Raw genomic sequence first — 20,365 nt, 5'->3', positions numbered from 1 at the left:
ACCATGCTCCGCTTCATCGCCGTGTTCCGCCTCTTCCCCGTGCTCGACGGCTTCGCCATGCTCGGCTTATGCTGCGCCCGTCGCTGCGCCAGCGCCGACCCCTGCGGCGCCGCCCTCCGATGATGCCTCGCCCTGTTCGGCAGGAGGCGCCTGGACACCGTCGGCGCAATAAAGGAAAGGCCAATCATGATCGAAGCCACTCTCCGCGCCGCGCAGGAAGCGCTGTTCTGCGAGGCGGTGCTGGCCAAAACCGGCGACAATGTCTTGCTAGACACCCTGCGTGGTGCGCCCTCGATTGCCGCGTGGCAGCATTTCCCGGAAGGCGATGTCTATGATCCGGCAAGCGGGGCGCAGTGGTATTACCATTGCCACGATCCATCGTCGGACGCGCGCGAGCACGGTCACTTTCACTGCTTCCTGCGCCCCGACGGCCCTAAGGGTCCCATCCACCACCTGATAGCGATCGGCGTTGATCCCTATGGCAAGCTGGTCCGGCTGTTTACGGTCAACCAATGGGTCGTTGGCGACCAGTGGGCCGATGCCGACACGACCATTGCGCTACTGGACAAATTCAATGCCCATCTGGCGCGGCCGAGCTATCTGGTCAATCGCTGGCTGACCGCAATTATCGGCCTTTATCGCGACGAAATCGCCGAGCTGATCAGGGCGCGCGACGAGCGCCTGGATAGCTATCCACACGACATCGAGGTGCGGCAAGATCGCAGCCTTGAGGTCACGTCCGAACTGACGGCAGATCTCTACGCCAGGGCCAAGACCCTCGGCCTCTAGACAGCACAAGGCCCGCCGCTTTCCTTTCGGAGAACGGCGGGCCCAGGCGTCAACGCAGGAGGCGTTTAGCTGAAATTCTTGCCGGCTTTGGGCGTGTTTTCGTCCTGCACCCACTCCGACCAGCTGCCGTCATAGAGCTTCACATTGGTGTAGCCGAGGTCGCGCAGCACGGCGAGCTGATCGGCAGCCGCCCAGCCCCAACCGCAGGTAGTGATGATTTCGCTGTCTTTCTTGATGCCAAGCTCATCGAGACGAGCGACGAAGGCATCGAGTTCCTTGAGCGTATTGTCATCGTTGTGCAGTGACCAAGCGACGGCATGTGCGCCAGCGATATGGCCGTTTTCATAGCCAGTGCCGCCACGGGCATCGAGAACGAAAACGCCTTCCCGATCAAGCGCAGCCAGCACGTATTCCTTGTCGACGATCTGTGGCTTGGTGCGGGTCAGCTGGAAATCGGTTGGCTCGAGCACGGTCGCCTGAATGCTCAGTGGCTCTTTCCAAGCCTCGATACCTTCGTTGAGCACGTTGACCTTTTCAAAGCCTGCCTGATCGAACGACACATAGATCTTGCCAGCAAAACGGCCGGACCATGGGGTCAGTGGGCCAGCATCGCGGCCACCATAGATGACGATACGGTCATCATAGGAGAGGCCCGCATCGGCGAAGACCTGCTCGAGTTCTTCATAGCTCTTGGTTTCGCCGATCACGCCGTTCACGTCTGGCGTTTCGATCAGTTCGCGTGGGATGTTAATGGCGCCTGGAATGTGGCCAGCGCGGTAAAACTCGGCTGGGCGGATGTCGATCAACACGACATTTTCGGTCGTTGCCAGTGCCTGCACCTGCGCCAGATCAATGTGGATGCTGCTGCCGCTATTGGACTGCAACGCCGCTGGCAACGCGTAGGCGGCCGACCCCATCAAAGCCACCAGACCCGCAGTTAGCAGCGACCGATTGAGCAATTTCTTGACCGTCATAAAACTCTCCAAACACTATAAGCTCTCGGGGCAGCGCAAGCTCGCAGCCCACCCCCTCAGGCAATTATTCACAATCTCTACCAAGTTTGTAGACTTGTGATGGAATGGGAATTTCGTAATTTTTTCCAACGGCGAAAGAGGTTTGCGCAAATTGGCCTTTGCTTAGGCGAAGGCCATCCAGACGCAGCATCGCCATGATTCCCGTCGCCCCGCTCATCCGGCCCCACACAGCATCCACAGCTCCATGCGCGCTTGCCACCACAGCTCGCTTGACAAGATCGCTTTCGCTCGCAATATGAGCGAAAGTGATCACGCAGATGATCCCGGAGGCTCAATTGGATATCGACATCGACCAGGATGAAGGTCCGGGCACGCGTTTTCGCTCTGCCGGCCAGCGGCAGGCGCGATTGATCGAACTGTTGCGCACCGAATTGTTTGCCGATGTGCAGGTCATGCGCGACCGGCTCGGGGTTTCCATAGCCACCATTCGGCGCGATCTGAGCGAGCTTGAAAGCAAGGGCCTGCTCAAGCGAACTCATGGCGGCGCCACGGTCATCAATCAGGTGACACGCGACAATCCGGCCGCTGAACGCGAAGTCACCAATGCCGCCGAGAAGGCCATGATTGCGGATGCTGCGGTCGAGTTGGTCGTCGAAGGCGACGCCGTCATGATCGATAGCGGCACCACCTCGCTACAGGTGGCCAAACGCCTCGCTTCCAACAAGACGCTGACCTTTGTGACCAATGGCACGGACGTGTTGCGAGCCCTGGTAGACGGTGGCGCACAGAGCGTACATTTCATCGGCGGCGAATATGTCGACATCAACCATTCCTGCAGCGGCCCGATGGCCGCCGATCAGGTGCGTCGCTTCAATGTCGACAAGGCAATTCTGAGCGTTTCATCGGTCGACGTGAAGCGCGGCCTGATCTGCACGCTCAGCCCCCAGATCGGCTATGTGCAGCAGGCTATGATCGAAATCGCTCACGAAGTCATCGTGGTCGCCGATCATTCCAAGTTCGATCGCACGGCCCTGTCGGTCATCGCCTCGATGGACGACCTCGACTACATCGTCACCAACGCTGCCACCCGCCCGCTGGTGGAGTCCGTCTCCGAAAATCTCAAGAAAAAGTTCATCTTCGCCTAGCGGCGAAGCATGGGAGGTAACGCGTGTCCGCAATCAAGATCGACAATCTGGTCAAGCGCTGGGATGGCTTTACGGCCGTCGACAATATCAGCTTTGAAATGGGCGAGGCCGAATTCGTCGCCTTGCTGGGCCCCTCCGGCTGCGGAAAATCCACCACCCTGCGCCTGATCGCCGGGCTGGAAGACCCAACCAGCGGCGTCATCGAGATTGCCGGTAAGGACGTGACCAATATCGTCGCCGCCAAGCGCAATCTGTCGATGGTGTTTCAGTCCTATGCGCTGTTCCCCCATCTCAATGTCGGGGAGAATATCCTCTTTGGCCTGTCGGTCCGACGCGTGTCGAAAGCCGAGCAAAAGCGGCGTCTCGACGAGACCGCACAACTGCTCGGCCTGACCCCGTTGCTTGATCGCAAGCCAAGCCAGCTTTCGGGCGGCCAGCAGCAGCGCGTGGCGCTGGGTCGCGCGCTGATATCCCAGACCAAGATCTGTCTGCTCGACGAACCGCTCTCCAATCTCGATGCCAAGCTGCGCGCCGAAATGCGCAATGAAATCCGTTCGCTGCAGAAGCGCCTGTTCATCACCATGGTGTTTGTCACCCACGATCAGACCGAGGCCATGAGCATGGCCGACCGGGTCATTCTGATGAAGGGCGGCAAGGTCGAACAAGCCGGCGCACCAGCCGAGCTTTACGAGAAGCCGGCCTCCTCGTTTGTCGCGGCATTCATCGGCACTCCCCCGATGAACCTCCTCGATCTAGACGCCAGTGGGGCCGGCACATCCATCGCCGGAACGTCGGCGCTCGTCACCAAAGATGCCAAGGGCAATGCCCTCCAGCTTGGCATTCGCCCCGAGCATATCATCCTGTCCGATAAGGGCCTGCCCGCCATCGTCGAGAACAGCGAATACTTCGGCGCCGATTCCATCGTGACCTGCCTGCTCGGCACTCAGCGCATCAATCTGCGCGTTCCCGGCCCGCCGTCACTAACGGCTGGCGCCGAGGTCAAACTTCAATGGCCCGCATCGGCCATGCACTTCTTCGACAAGCAAACCACGCTCCGCCGCAATGACGTGGACGCTGTCGGACAGACGACAACATCAAGCGAGGAGAACTGATTGTGAAAAAGCTGAAGACCCTTACCCGCACGGGCGTGCTGTCCGGACTGACGATCCTGGCCATGAGCAGCACCGCCATGGCGCAGACCGTCGTCGATTTCTACTACCCCATTCAGGTCGGCGGCCCGCTCGCCACCGTGATCGAAGGCTATGTGGCGCAGTTTGAAGCCGCCAACCCCGACATCAATGTCGTTCCGGTCTATTCCGGCAACTATCAGGACACCACGACCAAGGCCCTGACCGCCGCCAAGTCCGGCAATCCACCAGCAGTTGCCGTGCTGCTGGCCACCGACATTTTCACCCTCATCGATGAAGACGTCATCGAGCCAATCGACAATCTGTTCGCAGCCGACGACCAGGCATGGGTCGATGGCTTCATGCCGGCCTATCTCGCCAGCGCGATCGTCGACGAACACCTTTGGGCCGTGCCGTTCCAGCGCTCCACCGCCGTGCTCTACTGGAACAAGGACGCCTTCAAGGAAGCCGGTCTTGATCCTGAAAAGTACCCAACCACCTGGGACGAAATGGTCGCTTACGGCAAGGCCGTCACCACCAAGGATGAAGCCGGCAACGCAAAGCGTTGGGGCGTCGGCATTCCGGGCAATCCTGGTTCGGCACAGTGGCTGTTCACAGCGCTGGCCGCTCAGAATGGCGCGCGCCTGATGAATGACGCCGGCACCGAAGTCTACCTGACCGATCCCACGGTCATCGAAGCTCTCGAATTCTGGCGCGACCTGTCGACAGTTGAAGGCATTCACCCGCCCGGCATTCAGGAATGGGGCACCACGCCTTCCGACTTCCTCGAAGGCCGTATCGCCATGATCTGGACCACGACCGGCAACCTGACCAACATCCGCACCAACGCCACCTTCGATTTCGGTGTGGCGCCCTATCCGGGCCACCCGAACTCCGCATCGGCTCTCGGCGGCGGCAACCTCTATGTCTTTAAGGACGCGTCCGACGAACAGAAGGCTGCGGCCCTCAAGTTCATCAAGTTCCTGACCTCCGACGAGATCCAGGCTGATTGGTCGATCCACACCGGCTATGTCGCACCCCGCGATGGTGCCTGGGAAACCGAAGCCCTCAAGGCCTATGTCGCTGAAGTTCCAGCGGCCGATGTTGCCCGCAAGCAGATCTCGACCTCGGTGCCAGAATTTTCGACCTACGAGAACGCTCGCACCACCAAGGCGCTCAATGACGCGATTGCCGCAGCATTGACCGGCGGCAAGACGCCTGAGCAGGCGCTGACCGACGCGCAGGCCGAGATCGAACGCATCCTGCGTCCTTACAACTAAGCCGGCTGACGTTACTCAGGATCGGAACTGGAACCATGAAGCTCTCAAGAAACGCGCTCTACGGCAGTCTATTGCTGCTGCCCGCAGCAGTGCTCCTCTGGACCTTTACCTATCAGCCGATCCTGACAACGATCATCAACAGCCTGTTTTCAACACCTCGGGGCCGGCGCTCTGCCGAGTTTGTCGGCCTCGATAATTACGACGTCATGATCAACGATCCGGTGTTCTGGAAGGCGATGTCCAACAACGCCATCTACGCCGTGACGACCATTCCGCTGTCGATGGCGCTGGCTCTGGGCATGGCCCTGCTGGTCAATTCCAAGCTGCGCGGCCAATCGCTGGTGCGTATGGCGTTCTTTACGCCAACCGTTTTGCCCATGGTCGCCGTCGCCAATATCTGGCTGTTCTTTTACGCCCCCGACTATGGCCTGATCGACCAGTTCCTGCGCCCCTTCGGTCTTGCCGGAAACAACCTGCTCGGCACGCCCGACACCGCGCTTTGGGCCCTGATCGTCATCACGGTCTGGAAAGAAGCCGGGTTTTTCATGATCTTTTATCTGGCGGCCCTGCAGCAGATTTCGCCGACCCTGCTCGAAGCTGCGCGCCTTGAAGGCGCCAGCCCAATGCAGATCCTGCGTCGCGTCACCCTGCCCTTGCTGATGCCCACCACCCTCTTTGTGTCGATCAACGCGGTCATCGGTGCCTTCCGCCTAGTCGACCACGTCATCTCGATGACCAAGGGCGGTCCCGACAACGCGACGACCCTGCTGCTGTTCTACATCTATCAAACCGGCTTCAGCTTCTGGGACACCAGCTACGCCGCAGCGCTCACCGTCGTGCTTCTGGCCATCCTGGCACTGATCGCCCTGTTCCAGTTCGGCTATGCCGACAAGAAGGTCCACTACCGATGAGCATGGAATCCCGCAGCAAGCCAATCATCGCGCTGACCACGCTTGGCGCCTGGCTCCTCGCCATCATCTGGGTCCTGCCCCTGCTCTATGCGATCTGGACGGCGTTTCACCCGCCCGCCTTCGCGACGCGGTTTGATCTCTTCGCACCATGGACGCTGGAAAATTTCAGCCGCGTGCTGAGCGTTGCGCCCTTCCCGCGCTACTTCCTCAACACCTTCCTTTTGGTGTCGCTCATTCTGGTCTGCCAGTTCGTCGTCTGCACCATGGCCGCCTATGCCTTTGTGTGCTTCCCGTTCCGCGGCTCGGAGATATTGTTCATGCTGGTCCTCGTCCAGTTGATGATCATGCCCGAGGTGTTGCTGGTCGAAAACTACAAGACCCTCGCCAATATGGGTCTTCTTGATACGACGCTCGCCATGGGCCTGCCCTATCTGGCGTCAGCCTTCGGCATTTTCCTGTTCCGCCAAAATTTCAAGAGCGTGCCCAAGGAACTCGAAGAAGCCGCGCGGCTTGAAGGGGCCAACCCGATCCAGGTGCTGTTGCGTGTCTTCGTGCCGGTCGCCAAGCCAACCTACATCGCCTATGGGCTGGTGACGGTCAGCTATCACTGGAACAACTTCCTCTGGCCGCTCGTCGTTACCAATTCGGTCGATACCCGGCCGATCACCGTGGGCCTGCAGGTCTTCGCTACCGTCGAACAGGGCGTCGACTGGAGCCTTGTGACCGCCGCCACCCTGCTGTCGGTTGCGCCGCTTCTGATCGCCTTCCTGCTGTTCCAACGCCAGTTCGTGCAGAGTTTCATGCGCGCCGGTATCCGCTGATCAATCGCATCACCCACGAGCCCATCATGCTTATCGCCCATATCTCCGATTTCCACGTTTTCGCCAGTGCGCCCGAAACGTCACTGGTGCGTGCCGACGCCGAAGCGGCCGCGCGCAAGGTGGTGGCCGACCTCGTCGCTTTCACGCCCAAGATCGAAGCAGTGTGCTTTACCGGCGATCTGACCGACGGCGGCTCCGACGCCGACTACGCGCTGCTCAAGGACATTTTGTCCCCGATCACCGTGCCGGTCTTCGTCATTCCTGGAAACCACGACAAGCGGGACACCCTGCGCGCCGCCTTCAGCGATCTGCCATTCACCTCCGCCAGCACCCTGCACTACGAGGCCGAAGTCGGTGGTGTGCGCATCCTTGCGCTCGATACGCTGATCGACGGCAAGGTTGCCGGCCAGCTCGACGCCGAGCAACTCGCCTGGCTGCGCCGCAAACTGGAAACGGTGACCGATGGGCTCACGCTGATCCTGATGCACCACCCGGCATTCCCGTCCGGCATCAAAGGGCTCGATGATATGTCGCTGATCATCGGCGCCGATGAACTGGGCGAGATCGTGCGCAACTACAGCGGCAACCTGCGCATTTTGTCCGGGCACATTCACCGCCCTTATCAGGCCATCTGGAACGGCGTGTTCGCCGCCGTTGGTGGAAGTCCCGCTTTCCAGATCGACCTCGATCTCGATCAAACCCACGCCGAACCGGGCATCGTCTCGGAACCCTACGCCTATTACATCCATAGGCTAAACGAGAGCGGCGGACTGTCTGTCCACGCCCGCTACGTCTCCATCTGATTGTCCCTGACCACGGAATACTATTATGCAAGCCGCAATTGAGGCCATTGCCCACGAAGCCGGTGAACTGGCTCTCTCCCACTTCCACAAGCTCGCCAGCGTCCCGGTCGAATCCAAGGGCCACCTTGATCTCGTGACCGCCGCCGACAAGGAAGTTGAGGCTCTGGTCACCAGCCGCCTGCGCGTCGCCTTCCCGGATGACGGCATTTTTGGCGAAGAAGGCAATGCCGTCGAAGGCACCTCCGGCCGCACCTGGGTCATCGACCCGATCGATGGCACGTTCAACTTCGTGCGCGGCGGCGACCAGTGGGCCGTCTCGATTGGCCTCTACGAAGACGGCGCACCAACGTTTGGCGTGATCAACGTGCCGGTGCGCAAGCAACTGGTTGTCGGCGGCGAAGGCGTCCCCACTTCCATCAATGGCGTCCCGCTTGCGCTGGCCAAAGGTTTCGACCGCAGCCGTGCCTCGACCGGCGTTGGATTCCACCCTGCCATCCCGACCGATGACCGCCTTCAAATGCTCAGATTTGTTATTGACGATGCGCGCATGGTCTTCCGCTGCTGCGGCTCGGCGACATTATCGCTGCTTGAAGTCGCGACCGGCGAAGTGGATGGTTACATCGGCATGGGAGAATCCAGCTGGGATCTCATGGCCGCTATGCCCATTCTCACACAGCTTGGCTTCGGCAGCACCATAGACTGGTCCACCAGCACACTCGCATCAAAGTTCAAGTTTGCTTGCGGCAAGCCTGAATTCCTCGAATTGGTCAGCCCGGCCGTGCCACGAGGCGCTCTCATCACTCACATGGGCTAAAGGGAGACACAGTGTCCTCGACGATCCTCCTTATCGACTTGCTGGGGGCAGCAGCCCTTCTGTTATGGGGATTGCGGTCACTGAAATCAGGGGTCAATGCCGCCTTTGGCACGCAATTGCGGCTGTTTCTCGCGTCCAGTACGCGCAACCGCTTTGCAGCCTTTGGCGCCGGCCTAGTCACCACCCTTGCGCTGCAAAGCAGCACGGCCATGGCCATCATGGTCAGCTCGTTCGTAGCGCAGGGCCTCGTGACGCCCGTGATGGCGCAAGCCGTTATGCTGGGCGCCAATGTCGGCACCAGCATCGTCACGCAGGTGCTGGCGCTCGATCTGCACTGGCTCGGCCCTGCCGCCCTGCTGGTCGGCGTCTTCACCAGCAGCCGCAAATCCAAGCGCAGTCGCGGCATCGGCGAGGCGATCATCGGCCTTGGCCTGATGCTTCTGTCGCTCAGCCTGATGTCGAGCGCCACGCTGCCAATGCGGGAATCCCCTGCGGTCGCCAGCTTCTTCTCGCTTCTCGGCGGCGCGCCGATCATTGCGATAGGGCTCGCCGCGCTTTTGGCAGCCGTATCGGCATCAAGCCTTGCCGTCGTGCTGTTCGTGATGTCGCTGGCAGGCGCCGGCAGTATTGATGCGACGCTCTGCCTGCTGCTGGTCGCCGGGGCCAATATCGGCGGCGCCCTGCCGCCCGTGCTGGCCTCGGGCAGCGAGGGCATCGCCGCGCGCCGTGTGGCCACCACAAATCTGGTGGCGCGCAGTCTTGGCGCTGGCCTGCTGCTTGTGGCCATGGGCTGGATCATCCCGCTCGTCAGCGGCTACAGTGACCTGTCGCGGCTGGTCGTCGACGCCCATGTCGGCTTCAACCTGGCGCTGGCGATAATCCTCTTGCCGCTGATCACCCCGCTGACCAGGCTGATGACAAGGCTTATGCCCGACCGAGGCATGGAGAGCGAATCCGGCCCGCGCCATCTCGACGAACTTGCGCTAACCGATCCGCCGTCGGCACTGGCCGCCGCGACCCGTGAAACGCTGCGCGTCGGCGACATCATCGAAAACATGCTCGAGGTGAGCCTGCGTGCGCTCAAGGCCAATGACGAGCAATTGTGCCAGAGCATCTTCAAGCTCGATGATCAGGTCGACACTCTGCAGGGCGCCATCAAGCTCTATCTGGCGCGGCTCGATCACGCCAATCTGGACGCCGACGCGCTGCGCCAGGCCAATGCGATTGTCGATTATGCCGTCAACCTAGAGCATGTTGGCGACATCATTGAGCGCAGCCTCTCCCGGCTCACCCTCAAGAAGATCGAAAAGCAGCTGCAGTTTTCGCCCGATGGGCTGGTCGAGATCGAAGGGCTCTACCTCGATACGCTGGACAATCTGCAACTGGCGCAGAGCGTGTTCCTCAGCCGTGATACCCGTTTGGCGCGCCGCCTGATGGAGAGCAAACTCGCCATTCGCGTCAAGGAACGTGACTCCGCCACACGCCATATGACCCGGCTGCAGGAACGCCACGTCGCCACCCTTCAAACCACGTCACTTCACCTCGATATCCTGCGCGACCTCAAACGCATCAACTCGCACCTGGCATCAGTCGCGCACCCCATCCTCAAAGACGCGGGGCTCTTGCGCGATAGCCGCCTGCGCAAAGGCTAACCGGCGATACGTCGCGGATAGCTGGCAGAAACAGGTTCATTCTCGGTCGTGAAGATGCCAACGATCCGATCCAGTTCCGAGGCTTGCGCCTCTGACTGTTCGATCGCTCCATTGATCTGCTGTACCAGCGCTGCATTGTGCTGGGTCATCTCGTCCATGGCACGAACGGAACTGCCGATGTGTTCGATCGCCGCCGCCTGCTCTCCGCTGTCGCGAGCGATTTCCTGCATCAGAGCGTTCGAGCTGCGGGCAGAGGCCAGCATAGCTTCGAGGCTATCAGCGACGTCGAGTACAAGTCGCGATCCGCTTTGCACATCACCATTAGACTGCTCAATCAACCGCTTAACATCGGCGGAGGCACTGGCTGTCGACTGTGCAAGTCTTCGCACTTCAACGGCGACGACAGCAAAACCTTTACCGGCGTCACCAGCACGCGCGGCCTCTACGGAGGCGTTCAGGGCCAAAAGATTGGTCTGAAACGCGATATGGTCGATCATGCCGATCACGTCGGAAATCTTGGTGGAAGATTGCGTTATGCGTTCCATCGCCTCCGTCGCCTGATGCATAACTTGGCCACCGTCCTCTGCCGTCTGGGTGACGCTAGCAGCAACCAGACTAGCTTCGCGAGCACGCTCGGCATTGTGCTGCACCGTCACGGCCAATTCGGCCATGGCACTAGAGGTTCTTTCGATCGTAATTGCCTGGTTGGTAGTGCGTTGAGACAGGTCGTTGGCGCTGAAATGTATCTCCGACGTGGCATGCTTGAGCGATCGCGATGCCAGCTTGAGTTGGCCGACCACTTCCGCAAGCTTTTCAGCAACGGCATTGGTATGATGCTGGAGGTCTGAGAAGACCCCTTTGAAGTCACCGTTCACCCGGCTTGTGACATCGGCTTGGGCCATAACTTGTAAGACCGCCTGGGTGGCACTCAGACCAACATTGACACGTTCAACCAGCAAGTTCGTCTTTTCGGCCAGATGATCGAGGCCCTCATCGTCGTATCGAGACAGCATACGCCGGCTGAAATCGCCGTCGACGCCCGCCTCAACAACCGCAGCAAACTCTTTCTGAAGTTGGTTCATTCGCTCCGTGTGGCGACGTGCCGAGGTGGCACCACGTAGGATTTCCGCGGCATTCGCCTGCGCAGTTTCTGCGCTTTGTGCCACTTCAATTGCGCGATCTTCGGCAACCGATAATACGAGATTGGTATTTATGGTCATCCAAATCAAGGCAGCAGATTCCGCCCCAAGGATGACCGCGTGAAGCGCGACGCGATCAAGCCCGCCAGCGCCGTAGAATACCAGATCACTCCACAGCAGCCCCAAACCTAGATGGTGTAACGCGACCAGTACTGTGCCCAGCAGAATTGCCCGACTATCATATAAAAGAGCACACATTGCTAGCGCTGCAAAGAACGCCATATGCATGTCAATTTGGAGTGGGTCACCACGCATGGCGACTAGTACCGCGCCCACCTGCCCCATTAGTACAGTGACGGTCACATAACGGCCGGGCGACCGAACGCGGAACAGATAAAAGCTTATCGCCATGATGGCGCTCAGGCCGATAGCCAGCACAGACGCGACGCCGACAGCGCCGAAACGGGCAATCTCTACAACCAGTGTCACCGCGGCCAACACGGCGGTCAGAGCGACAAGCACCAGCGCCACCCGCTGTCGAAGTATCTCAAGGGTCATGTCTGAAACTCCTCAACCGGCGCGCAGAGCCCCCTCGCGGCCGTAACAAAAAGAGCGCCGCGCGCCGTGACGCGCTGCGCAAAGTCGCCATCCAAGGCAAATGCGATAACGATATTGGGGAACCGGCCCACAGCGGTAAGGCGTCCACCGGCATCGATGACGGCGTCGAAGGCCTCAATCTGGCTAACCCAGGGTGGGAAAACCACGCCGATCTCGCCGCGTTCAGGCGGCTGATGATAGCCGATGGCCATCGCAGAAAATGTCAGAAGTGCAGCAGCAACAATCAGGCCTACCGCAGCGCGCCAGCGCGGCCTTTCCGTCTCTGCCAAGTTCAAGCCGCGCGCCCCATACAACGCAGCTACCCCTTCAAAACTGAGTACCGTTAGCGGTCGCTCGCAAGAGCAACCGACTACCAGTTAATCATCCAACCGTTAACGAACCTGTGATGAAACGGCGATTATGGGGAATAAATACCCATCGTTGTTCTCTGTCGAACGACGACGGGTGTGCGCTGGAGGCGTTGATACGAAGGCGCTATGGCGACCTACGCGCCGTTCGCCACCGCTTCTGCAACAGCGATGCCGGCCATGGCCAGCGCAGCCTCTCGGGTCTTGGCCGCCGCGACGAAGCGTCCATTGTGACAGAAGCTCGCCCCAGCGACGCCGCTGGCTGCCTCAAGATCGGCATTGGTCAGCCCAGCCCACGCAGCAGGTAGATCCGCGCGGACCTCAAATCCCTCATCGGCCTTGCGGATGGTTGTAAGACACCAGTCCTTGTCACGGGGATGAATCACGAACAGCAACTGATCCGCACCGGCTTTGATGATGGCCGGCCGGAACGGCATACCCATCGGCAATTCGAGAACCCGGCCATCACCGGCCTTGGCAATAGCGTCGGCAACAAGTCCCTCGGCCCGCAACTTGGCGGCCGAACGCTTGACGCTGGCTTCAAAGAAACTGCGCGCGATCACCAAGGCATCGTGAAACGCGACGTCATCCGCATCGGCCGCCGTTTCGTCAAAAACCGGTTTCAGCGTCTCGAGCAAAGTCGGCAAGGTCAGCCCTGCCAACGGTCCGGCCACCGCCGGGCTCAGCGCGCCATTGTCCACCAGATCGATCGGCAGAACGAATTTGGCATCGGTCGAGGCATGCACGGTCTCGATATGCGCCTCCGGTACGGCCATGGCCGCTAGATAGTTTCTGCCATAGTGCTTCCAGATCAGCCCGAACGAGCTGTAGGGATGGCCATCATCGCGCAGCGGCGCACCACGCTGGTGATGATCAAAAATCTGGGCCGCAGCATCATAAGCGCCGCCCACATCGTAAACGATCCGATCCGACCCCGGCGTGATCCACTCCGGCGCGCGGCTGCGGACAATCCGCGCCGCCGGAAAAAGCCGTGTCAGGATGACGCTCGACAACAGCTCATCAGCGTGAAAGCCACCCGAATGGGTAACGAGAAAATCTGGTGTCATGAACGAAGGGCCCTTCAGCGCGGCAAACCAATTTGATTGGCCCCCAGATAGACTTAGCACCCCACAATCTCAAGCTTCGCGGTGAGCGCTCAAAGGTTTTCGCCAAGGCCAGCGACCGGAAAACCGAGCTCGTCAGCCACCTCGGCCAATCCACCATCCGCCTTGAGGACGGCAATGGCCTGATCCAGCAGGACGCGTAGATAGCTGTCACGGCTCAACACCGTGATCCCCAACAGTTCGGGCTTCACCGTCACCGGCGATGTAGAAGCCGTGTGGATCTCGGTATCTGGATGCTGCGCCCGGAAGCCTGGAATGGCGTAGCCGGGGACAATGCCTGCGTCCAACCTCCCCGCCACGACTGCGTCGAGGATATTGTTGGGCGTATCATAGGGAACACGGACCAGCCGAGATGTACCTTCGATCTGTAGCGTTCGCGTTAGATCAAGGTCAGCTTGCGAGAACATCACCGACCCGATCTTCCCCCCAGTCGGCAACTGCCCCAAGGACACCACATCGGGATCGTGGACAACCAAAGCATAGGGCATGTCATAGTAAGACGCGGTGATGGTCAGCCACTCGGGCAACGGCTTCCAGTTGAGGCTCGTGCCCATGGCGGCATCGCAATGGTCCATGAGGTGAACGAACAGTTCTTGCTCAAAAATCTCCTGAGTGCCCGAGGTCCCCACTTTGACCTCATAGAATTCCGGCTTGAACAGTTGGATGCTCGCGAGTGCCTTGCCGATGGCGCGGTCGAGATCGGCCATTGGACTGGTTGGCCAGACGCAGAAGATGATCTTGTTGCCGCGCTGCGGTACGCGCCCGTCATAAAAATCGGGCTGAACCAGCGGCTGGGCGAAGGCGCTGACGACGAGGCTACAGAACGCCGTACAAACTGCCAAAAGCTTCATTTTTGCTCGCCCCAATTAGAAAGGCCGGGCACCGAAGTGCCCGGCCCATACTTACTTACGGACGATCTGGCAGAGCGAACACAAACAGGTTGTTGCCGCTGGCAGGGATCTTGATGTCGGGCACAAGAGCGGCCTGTGCGCGCGGGCTACCGCCGCCAAGACCGGTCGGCACGGCGACATACTGCTTGCCGTCGATCTCATAGGCCACCGGCATGCCCTGGACGGACTGTGCCAGGCGGGTCTGCCACACCACTTCACCGGTTTTGGCGTCGAATGCCTTGAAGTAACGATCAAGGTCGCCAGCGAAGATCAGGCCGGTTTCGGTGGACAGGATGCCCGTCAGGAACGGAGCATGCTGTTCGTGGCGCCACATTTCTTCGAGCGTATCGACGTTGATGGCGGCCAGCAGGCCCTGACCATTGACGTCTGGCATTGGAGCGAAGGTGCGGAAACCACCAGTACCGCCGCCGCCAACGACAGTTTCAACCTGACGCGCCGTGAAGTTCATGCAGCTCTGGCTGAGCGGCATGTAAAGGCCGCGCGTGTTCGGGTTAAACGCCATTGGATGCCAGTCCTTACCACCCGCAGTGCTCGGGCAGGCAAAAACAGCGGTTTCGAAGTCGACTGGGATCTTCTCAGTCTTGACGATGGCCTGGCCCGTCTCAGTATTCACATCATAGACGTTATTGAACACCATCTGGCGGTGATCGATGTACTTGCCCGTTTCGCGGTTCATGACCCAGAGCGTCCCGCCCTTGCCGATCTTATAGAAACGTTTCTCGCCATTCACATCGACGAAGACGTGCTCGAACGCATCGTCCAGATCCAGCGTCTCAGCCGGTGAGAACTGATGGTACCAGAGGATCTCGCCATTATCCGGATTCAAAGCAATGGATGAGTTAGTGTAGAGCGCGATCCCTTCGTGCCCACGGCCAACACTGGACCATGGGTAGGGCTGGCCTGTGGAACACAGAATGATGTCCTGAGCATCATCGTACGAGCACGGATGCCACACGCTACCACCTGCGCGCAGAAAGTCAGGCGTATTGGCCCATGTGTCTCCGCCTTCTTCGCTGGCAATTGGCACCGTGTAGGTGCGCCACAGCTCTTCGCCATTCTCGGGATCGTGCGCCACCACGTAGCAACCAGTACGTTCATCGCGGAACACGCGGCAGTCTGTGAGGCCCGAAATCACCTTGCCCTTGACAATGGTCGGACCAGTGCTGAAAGCAACCTTGCTGGTTTCCCACACCTCCATTTCGACGTCCCAGACAACCTGGCCCGTCTTGGCATCGAGCGAGACAACATGCGCGTCAGCCGTGGATGTGAAAATCCGGTCACCATAGAGCGCAAGATTTCGGGTTGCGCCCTGCGTGCCGCCCCCCGATCCTTCTGGCAATTCGCGCTTGTACTCCCAAAGGAGATCGCCAGTCGCACCATCCAGCGCTTGGATGACATCGCGCGCTCCGGCCATATAGATGATGCCATCATAGACCAGGGGCGTGGATTCAAACGTTCCCGGCTCGATGTTCCATGACCAAGCCATCTGCAGGTTGCGAATGTTCTCCGGCGTAATTTCGCTCAACGGCGAGTGGCCCCAGCTGTCACGAGTGCGGCGCCAGTTGAGCCAGTCGCCGTCCGCAGGGTTCGCTAAAATTTCGTCTGTCACCGGCTTGAAATTGGCCCAGGGATCTGCGGCCCCCTCCTGAGCCGTGGCCCCAAACACGCTGACTGTCGAGATCAACAGCGTGGCAGTGAATACTTTCCACGTCATAGTTACTCCTCCATGCCCCTTGTTTTGCGCATAGACACACCCTCCGGCCCCCATGAGAGGACCGGAAGTGGTGCATGCAGAACCAACAGAAGGGCGAACTGCTGGTTACGGATGTTCGAGAATGATTTCGTCGAGCTCTGCCAACGTCGTCGGTAAAGGCACGTCGCCTGGCTCCAGACCGTTGAATTCGAGGATATAGGCAAGGATCTGAGCTACAGAACTGTTGCTCAAAGAGTTGGGCGTATCGGCGGGCATCGCGGTTTTGATATATTCAAAGACGCTCGAAATTGGCTGGTCGCCCCAGAGGTTGAAAAAGTAGTCGCCCTGCAGAGGCGGGCCTCCCCCGACCCCGCCGTCCAGCCGGTCACCGTGGCAACTGTCGCACTGGTCTACATACTTCTTGAAGCCGGCGGCGGCCTGTTCGCTGGTAAATGTCGGCTGCGCATAAGCCACGCCCGATGTAAGTGCGACAAGTGCCACCGCGGCCGAAATAATACTGCTTTGAGCCATGACGACTTACCTCCCGAGCTTGCCAAGCCGGAGGATCAGTCCGACAGCAAACCGGGTCAACACGCAATACATAGACAGCGACGATTTGAAACCATTCCATAAACAGAATGAATCGTGTAAAATACACCCGCCATCCTATAATACTATTAAAGGACTGATGGCAGATAATATCTAGACCAACCCACCTAAAATCCAGATCTATATTTATGAAATGATTTATCTTCTGGATTTTCAGCCTGCATTCCAATAAATACACAATCCATACTTGACCTAGACCACGCAGAAGGCTCCACTCACTGGCAACAAGAGGGGGCAGCCATGATTTCGGTAAGCAGCCTGGCATGCAGGCACGCCAGAATAGCCCGCGCCGCCGACCGATTGGGCGGGGCCGCATACCGTGTTTGACTTGACGTTCCCCGACATTCTCGCCCGAACAATAGCGGCCATTGTGGTCGTGTCGGCGCTCGGATTTTCCCTGGCGTTTTTTGCCCGCCTACTGGGTGATAGTGGACCGAGTTACGACGGCAGATTGACCGCCAATCCCCTCGTCCACATCGATTTTTTTGCCTTAGTCGGCGTGGTGACCGCCCAGATCGGCTGGACGCGCAAGCTGATGATCGATCCGTCAAAATGCCGCCTAGGCCGATGGGCGCCACCGATCATCGGAGCTGCCGCCTTGGCAACTATCTTGCTGCTGGGTTGGGCCGCGAGATCGACAATGCCCTTGGTTGCGCTGTATTGGCCCGCTGACAGCGCATCCTTTGTCGCTCTGGTCATCAGGGCCATCGCCAATACTGCCGCCTGGTCCGTGGCGTTCAATCTCCTGCCCATTCCGCCACTCGTCGGCGGTTATCTGCTGCAGTCTCTGTCCCCTACTCTCTATGTGCAGTTGGTAGACAGGTTTTTTTGGATTTCACTCACACTGGGTGGTGCGCTGCTGCTGACCTACAGCCACGCCATTCCAAAGCTTTTCGGCGGCCTAGCGCGCCTGCTGGGAGCGAACTGAGATGGTGGACACCCAACCCCTGGCGATTTCCGCCTCTGGCATCTCCAAACGCTTCGGTCGCATACTTGCCCTCGACGATGTTTCCATCTCGGTCCCAGAGGGCAGCATTCTGGCGCTGCTCGGGCCGAACGGCGCTGGCAAGTCGACGCTGATCGATATCCTCTGCACTATCCAGCGCCCCGATAGCGGGCAGGCACAGGTTGCTGGTATGGACGTCGTCAAGCAGCCCACTCATCTGCGTCAGCACCTCGGCGTGGTGTTCCAGGAATCCACACTCGACACCCGCCTGACCGTCTATGAGAACCTCGATTTTCACGGCATGGTCTATCAAATGGGTAGCGCCGATGCGCGCCAACGCGTCGACGAAATGCTTGAGCTGGTCGAGATGGCGGAATGGCGCAACGCGCTCGTGCGCACGCTATCCTCCGGCATGCGCCGCCGCATCGAGATCGCCCGCGCCCTCATGCATCGTCCGACCATCTTGTTTTTGGACGAGCCAACGGTGGGGCTAGACGCCCAGTCGCGCGCCAAAATCTGGAGCTACATCCGAACGCTGCGGAAAACGCAGAAGCTGACGATCGTCGTCACCACGCATTACATCGAGGAAGTCGATACGGTGGATGCGGTGTGCGTCATCGACCACGGCACCATTTTGGCACGCGGCACGCCGGAGGCGCTAAAGGCGCAATATGGGACCGGCATGCTCCGCGTGACACCACGCACACCGGAAGCCCGGGCGAAATTGTTGACGCGCTACCCAAAAGCCTTCGAGGGCGTCGACGGCCAACTGCTCATCGACGTCGAGGCGGCCAGCAGCGCCGACGCCATGCTCGAGGAATTCGGCGATCAGATACATCAGGTGGCCGTAGATCGACCAAGTCTTGAAAGCGTATTCCTCGCCCTGACGGGCCGCGAACTGCGCGACGCTCCACCCTCCTCAAGCAAGAAGGCGCGCGGCAGATGACGCTAGTGATGGAGCAAGCCAAGACGCCAGGCCGGGCAACTCGGCTGTATCGTCAGGCGCGCGGTGTCTACGCCATCTGGCTGCGCGAGGTGAAGCGGTCTCTGCGGGACAAGGGGCAGCTGATCGGGGGCGCCAGCCGGCCATTGCTGTGGATACTGATCCTCGGCATCGGCCTCAATCCCTATTTCCGTGGTGAGGTCTATGGAGAGGTGAAGTTTGTCGTCCCATACACCTATCTGCAGTTCATCTTCCCCGCCGTCATCGTCCTCAACATCCTCTACACCTCCATCCAATCCGCCGTTTCGCTGATCTGGGATCGGGAGTTTGGCTTTCTGCGCGAAGTGCTGGTGTCCCCCATGTCGCGCAACACGATCCTCTTGGGAAAGGTGCTGGGTGGCGCCACGACCGCAGTAATTCACGGCTGCATGGTGCTGGTCGTGGCACGCTTTGTCGGCATCAACCTCACCTCGGGCATGCTGGTATCGGCGCTCGTCCTGATGTTTGTTCTGGCCGTCGGTCTGACCGCATTTGGCATTGTCATCGCCAACTATGTCCGCGGCTTTGAGGGCTTTGGCGTATTTTCCAACGCTGTCATCCTCCCGCTCTATTTTACCGCCAGCTCCGCGTTTCCGCTCGATCCAGCGCTCACCCGAGCGCAGACGCTGGTCATCTATCCGGAGTGGCTGGTTTTTCTGGTGGAGCACAATCCGCTCACCTACGCGATCGACGCCATGCGGGGCATCTTGATCAACTTTAACCAATTCGATCCGACGCTATCCTATCAGGTGATCGGCGCCTTGGTGGTTGGGCTCTATCTGCTGGCTATCTGGGAATTCAGGAAAGCCTGATGGCTCCCGTCGCACCAGCCCGCCACCCCGTCCTCGACTTCGCCCCGCTGGCGCTTGTCTTCGGCTTTCTATTCGCCGTGAGTTTTCTGCCACCGGATACCTCGAAAAGCGAAGTGGATCGCTTCAGCCGGATCAGCGTCTGCATGCCAAGCCTCTACCCACCTTTGGTGACAGCCGAGAGCGCCACACCCGGCTTTGACGTTGATCTCGTCCACGCCATTGCCGAGCGGAATGGCTGGCGGGTCAACGTGGTTTCCAATTCCGCCATGGGCCGCGATTTCAATCCGCGTCACTGGCGCATCACCCGCGCCCAATGCCAGATGTTGGCCGGCGGCATCGCCAACACCCAAACCACCAGCTCCTTCCTCGACCTCACTGCGCCCTACCTGATGACGGGCTGGGCGTTCGTCGGCGCTAGCGGCGAGACGCTGGACACGGTCCGCGGGCCAGTGGGTTTTCACTCAGGCATGACCGGGCTGGACCGCATCGGCCTAGGGCAATACCTTCGCCAAAAGCGCCTTGAGGTGGCTGTCACTGAGGACGCCAAGGCTCTGCGCGCAGGTCTTGAAGGTAACGTCTATTCCGGTGCTGTCACCGAAGCACTCTCCGCCCGACAAGTGTTCGCCGATAGCGCCTACGAAACTGCACTCCTGGGCACGCCCTTGCAAAGCTTCGGTCTCGGCATCGGCTTCTGGAAGGGAGATCTCACCCTAAAGCAAGCGGTCGAAGAAACGCTGTTGGACATGTGGCGCGATGGCACCGTGGCCACGATCGCGGCCCGTTACGACATCGACGCAGACTTACTGTGTAATCCGAGCGAGCCGGAATGCGCGACGGGCGCCGAGCGCCCGCCAGAAACTGAGTGAAC

The 20,365-nt window shown here is 59.7% G+C and carries 21 protein-coding genes; 13 read left to right on the top strand and 8 right to left on the bottom strand.

The window, feature by feature from the left end:
- The first annotated feature begins 183 nt into the window (after window positions 1-183).
- On the top strand, window positions 184-789 hold the full coding sequence (locus ABIE28_RS01740; protein WP_502913420.1) for a DUF6969 family protein: 606 nt from the start codon (window positions 184-186) through the stop codon (window positions 787-789).
- A gap of 65 nt (window positions 790-854) precedes the next feature.
- On the opposite strand, the gene ABIE28_RS01735 is transcribed toward ABIE28_RS01740, so the two are convergent.
- Together ABIE28_RS01735 and ABIE28_RS01730 are read right to left on the bottom strand one after the other, a co-directional pair.
- Window positions 855-1,763, bottom strand: coding sequence for a sulfurtransferase (locus ABIE28_RS01735; RefSeq protein WP_354059553.1), 909 nt, complete (start codon window positions 1,761-1,763; stop codon window positions 855-857).
- A gap of 64 nt (window positions 1,764-1,827) precedes the next feature.
- Window positions 1,828-2,076 carry a hypothetical protein gene (locus tag ABIE28_RS01730; RefSeq protein WP_354059551.1) on the bottom strand — a complete coding sequence of 83 codons (249 nt, stop codon included), beginning with the start codon at window positions 2,074-2,076 and terminating at the stop codon, window positions 1,828-1,830.
- A 22-nt stretch (window positions 2,077-2,098) separates the two neighbouring features.
- Between ABIE28_RS01730 and ABIE28_RS01725 the strand changes: the two genes are divergently transcribed.
- Genes ABIE28_RS01725 through ABIE28_RS01690 form a run of 8 tightly spaced genes read left to right on the top strand, consistent with a single transcriptional unit; the run spans window position 2,099 to window position 10,316 of the window.
- Complete coding sequence (locus ABIE28_RS01725) at window positions 2,099-2,908, top strand: DeoR/GlpR family DNA-binding transcription regulator (protein WP_354059549.1); 810 nt, start codon at window positions 2,099-2,101, stop codon at window positions 2,906-2,908.
- Window positions 2,909-2,931: 23 nt separating this feature from the next.
- Window positions 2,932-4,020 carry an ABC transporter ATP-binding protein gene (locus ABIE28_RS01720; protein ID WP_354059547.1) on the top strand — a complete coding sequence of 363 codons (1,089 nt, stop codon included), beginning with the start codon at window positions 2,932-2,934 and terminating at the stop codon, window positions 4,018-4,020.
- Window positions 4,021-4,022: 2 nt separating this feature from the next.
- Window positions 4,023-5,315: an ABC transporter substrate-binding protein gene (locus tag ABIE28_RS01715; protein WP_354059545.1), complete on the top strand. Its 1,293-nt coding sequence runs from the start codon at window positions 4,023-4,025 to the stop codon at window positions 5,313-5,315.
- A gap of 35 nt (window positions 5,316-5,350) precedes the next feature.
- Window positions 5,351-6,226 (top strand): carbohydrate ABC transporter permease, encoded by an 876-nt coding sequence (locus ABIE28_RS01710; protein WP_354059544.1) that lies wholly within the window; start codon window positions 5,351-5,353, stop codon window positions 6,224-6,226.
- 2 nt (window positions 6,227-6,228) lie between these two features.
- Window positions 6,229-7,047, top strand: a complete 819-nt coding sequence (locus ABIE28_RS01705) for a carbohydrate ABC transporter permease (RefSeq protein ID WP_354066381.1) — start codon at window positions 6,229-6,231, stop codon at window positions 7,045-7,047.
- 26 nt (window positions 7,048-7,073) lie between these two features.
- On the top strand, window positions 7,074-7,850 hold the full coding sequence (locus tag ABIE28_RS01700) for a phosphodiesterase (RefSeq protein ID WP_354059542.1): 777 nt from the start codon (window positions 7,074-7,076) through the stop codon (window positions 7,848-7,850).
- Between the two features lie 25 nt (window positions 7,851-7,875).
- Window positions 7,876-8,664 (top strand): inositol monophosphatase family protein, encoded by a 789-nt coding sequence (locus ABIE28_RS01695; RefSeq protein ID WP_354059540.1) that lies wholly within the window; start codon window positions 7,876-7,878, stop codon window positions 8,662-8,664.
- Between the two features lie 11 nt (window positions 8,665-8,675).
- Window positions 8,676-10,316: a Na/Pi cotransporter family protein gene (locus ABIE28_RS01690; protein WP_354059538.1), complete on the top strand. Its 1,641-nt coding sequence runs from the start codon at window positions 8,676-8,678 to the stop codon at window positions 10,314-10,316.
- Here the strand turns inward: ABIE28_RS01690 and ABIE28_RS01685 are convergent.
- The 6 genes from ABIE28_RS01685 to ABIE28_RS01660 all read right to left on the bottom strand — a co-directional run bounded on the left by ABIE28_RS01685 (window position 10,313) and on the right by ABIE28_RS01660 (window position 16,679).
- Entirely contained in the window at window positions 10,313-12,013 is a 1,701-nt protein-coding gene (locus ABIE28_RS01685; protein ID WP_354059537.1) for a methyl-accepting chemotaxis protein, read from the bottom strand. The two genes, ABIE28_RS01690 and ABIE28_RS01685, sit on opposite strands and share 4 nt — an antisense overlap.
- On the bottom strand, window positions 12,010-12,348 hold the full coding sequence (locus ABIE28_RS01680) for a hypothetical protein (RefSeq protein WP_354059535.1): 339 nt from the start codon (window positions 12,346-12,348) through the stop codon (window positions 12,010-12,012). Before ABIE28_RS01680 ends, ABIE28_RS01685 begins: the two co-directional genes overlap by 4 nt.
- A 209-nt stretch (window positions 12,349-12,557) precedes the next feature.
- Entirely contained in the window at window positions 12,558-13,487 is a 930-nt protein-coding gene (locus ABIE28_RS01675) for an MYG1 family protein (RefSeq protein ID WP_354059533.1), read from the bottom strand.
- Between the two features lie 89 nt (window positions 13,488-13,576).
- Window positions 13,577-14,395 carry a substrate-binding periplasmic protein gene (locus ABIE28_RS01670; RefSeq protein ID WP_354059531.1) on the bottom strand — a complete coding sequence of 273 codons (819 nt, stop codon included), beginning with the start codon at window positions 14,393-14,395 and terminating at the stop codon, window positions 13,577-13,579.
- A gap of 55 nt (window positions 14,396-14,450) precedes the next feature.
- Window positions 14,451-16,169, bottom strand: a complete 1,719-nt coding sequence (locus ABIE28_RS01665; RefSeq protein ID WP_354059529.1) for a pyrroloquinoline quinone-dependent dehydrogenase — start codon at window positions 16,167-16,169, stop codon at window positions 14,451-14,453.
- 105 nt (window positions 16,170-16,274) lie between these two features.
- On the bottom strand, window positions 16,275-16,679 hold the full coding sequence (locus ABIE28_RS01660; RefSeq protein ID WP_354059528.1) for a c-type cytochrome: 405 nt from the start codon (window positions 16,677-16,679) through the stop codon (window positions 16,275-16,277).
- A 406-nt stretch (window positions 16,680-17,085) separates the two neighbouring features.
- Here ABIE28_RS01660 and ABIE28_RS01655 point away from each other — a divergent pair, with 406 nt between their 5' ends.
- Genes ABIE28_RS01655 through ABIE28_RS01640 form a run of 4 tightly spaced genes read left to right on the top strand, consistent with a single transcriptional unit; the run spans window position 17,086 to window position 20,363 of the window.
- Window positions 17,086-17,685, top strand: coding sequence for a zinc metalloprotease (locus ABIE28_RS01655; RefSeq protein ID WP_354059526.1), 600 nt, complete (start codon window positions 17,086-17,088; stop codon window positions 17,683-17,685).
- 1 nt (window position 17,686) lies between these two features.
- Window positions 17,687-18,649 (top strand): ABC transporter ATP-binding protein, encoded by a 963-nt coding sequence (locus ABIE28_RS01650; RefSeq protein ID WP_354059524.1) that lies wholly within the window; start codon window positions 17,687-17,689, stop codon window positions 18,647-18,649.
- Window positions 18,646-19,497 carry an ABC transporter permease gene (locus ABIE28_RS01645; RefSeq protein ID WP_354059522.1) on the top strand — a complete coding sequence of 284 codons (852 nt, stop codon included), beginning with the start codon at window positions 18,646-18,648 and terminating at the stop codon, window positions 19,495-19,497. Before ABIE28_RS01650 ends, ABIE28_RS01645 begins: the two co-directional genes overlap by 4 nt.
- Window positions 19,497-20,363 carry a substrate-binding periplasmic protein gene (locus tag ABIE28_RS01640; protein WP_354059520.1) on the top strand — a complete coding sequence of 289 codons (867 nt, stop codon included), beginning with the start codon at window positions 19,497-19,499 and terminating at the stop codon, window positions 20,361-20,363. The genes ABIE28_RS01645 and ABIE28_RS01640 overlap by 1 nt, the downstream gene beginning before the upstream one ends.
- Window positions 20,364-20,365 lie beyond the last annotated feature (2 nt).

The sequence above is a fragment of the Devosia sp. 2618 genome, assembly GCF_040546815.1.
In the GTDB taxonomy this organism is placed as follows: domain Bacteria; phylum Pseudomonadota; class Alphaproteobacteria; order Rhizobiales; family Devosiaceae; genus Devosia.
This window is presented reverse-complemented; position numbering and strand designations above follow the sequence as displayed.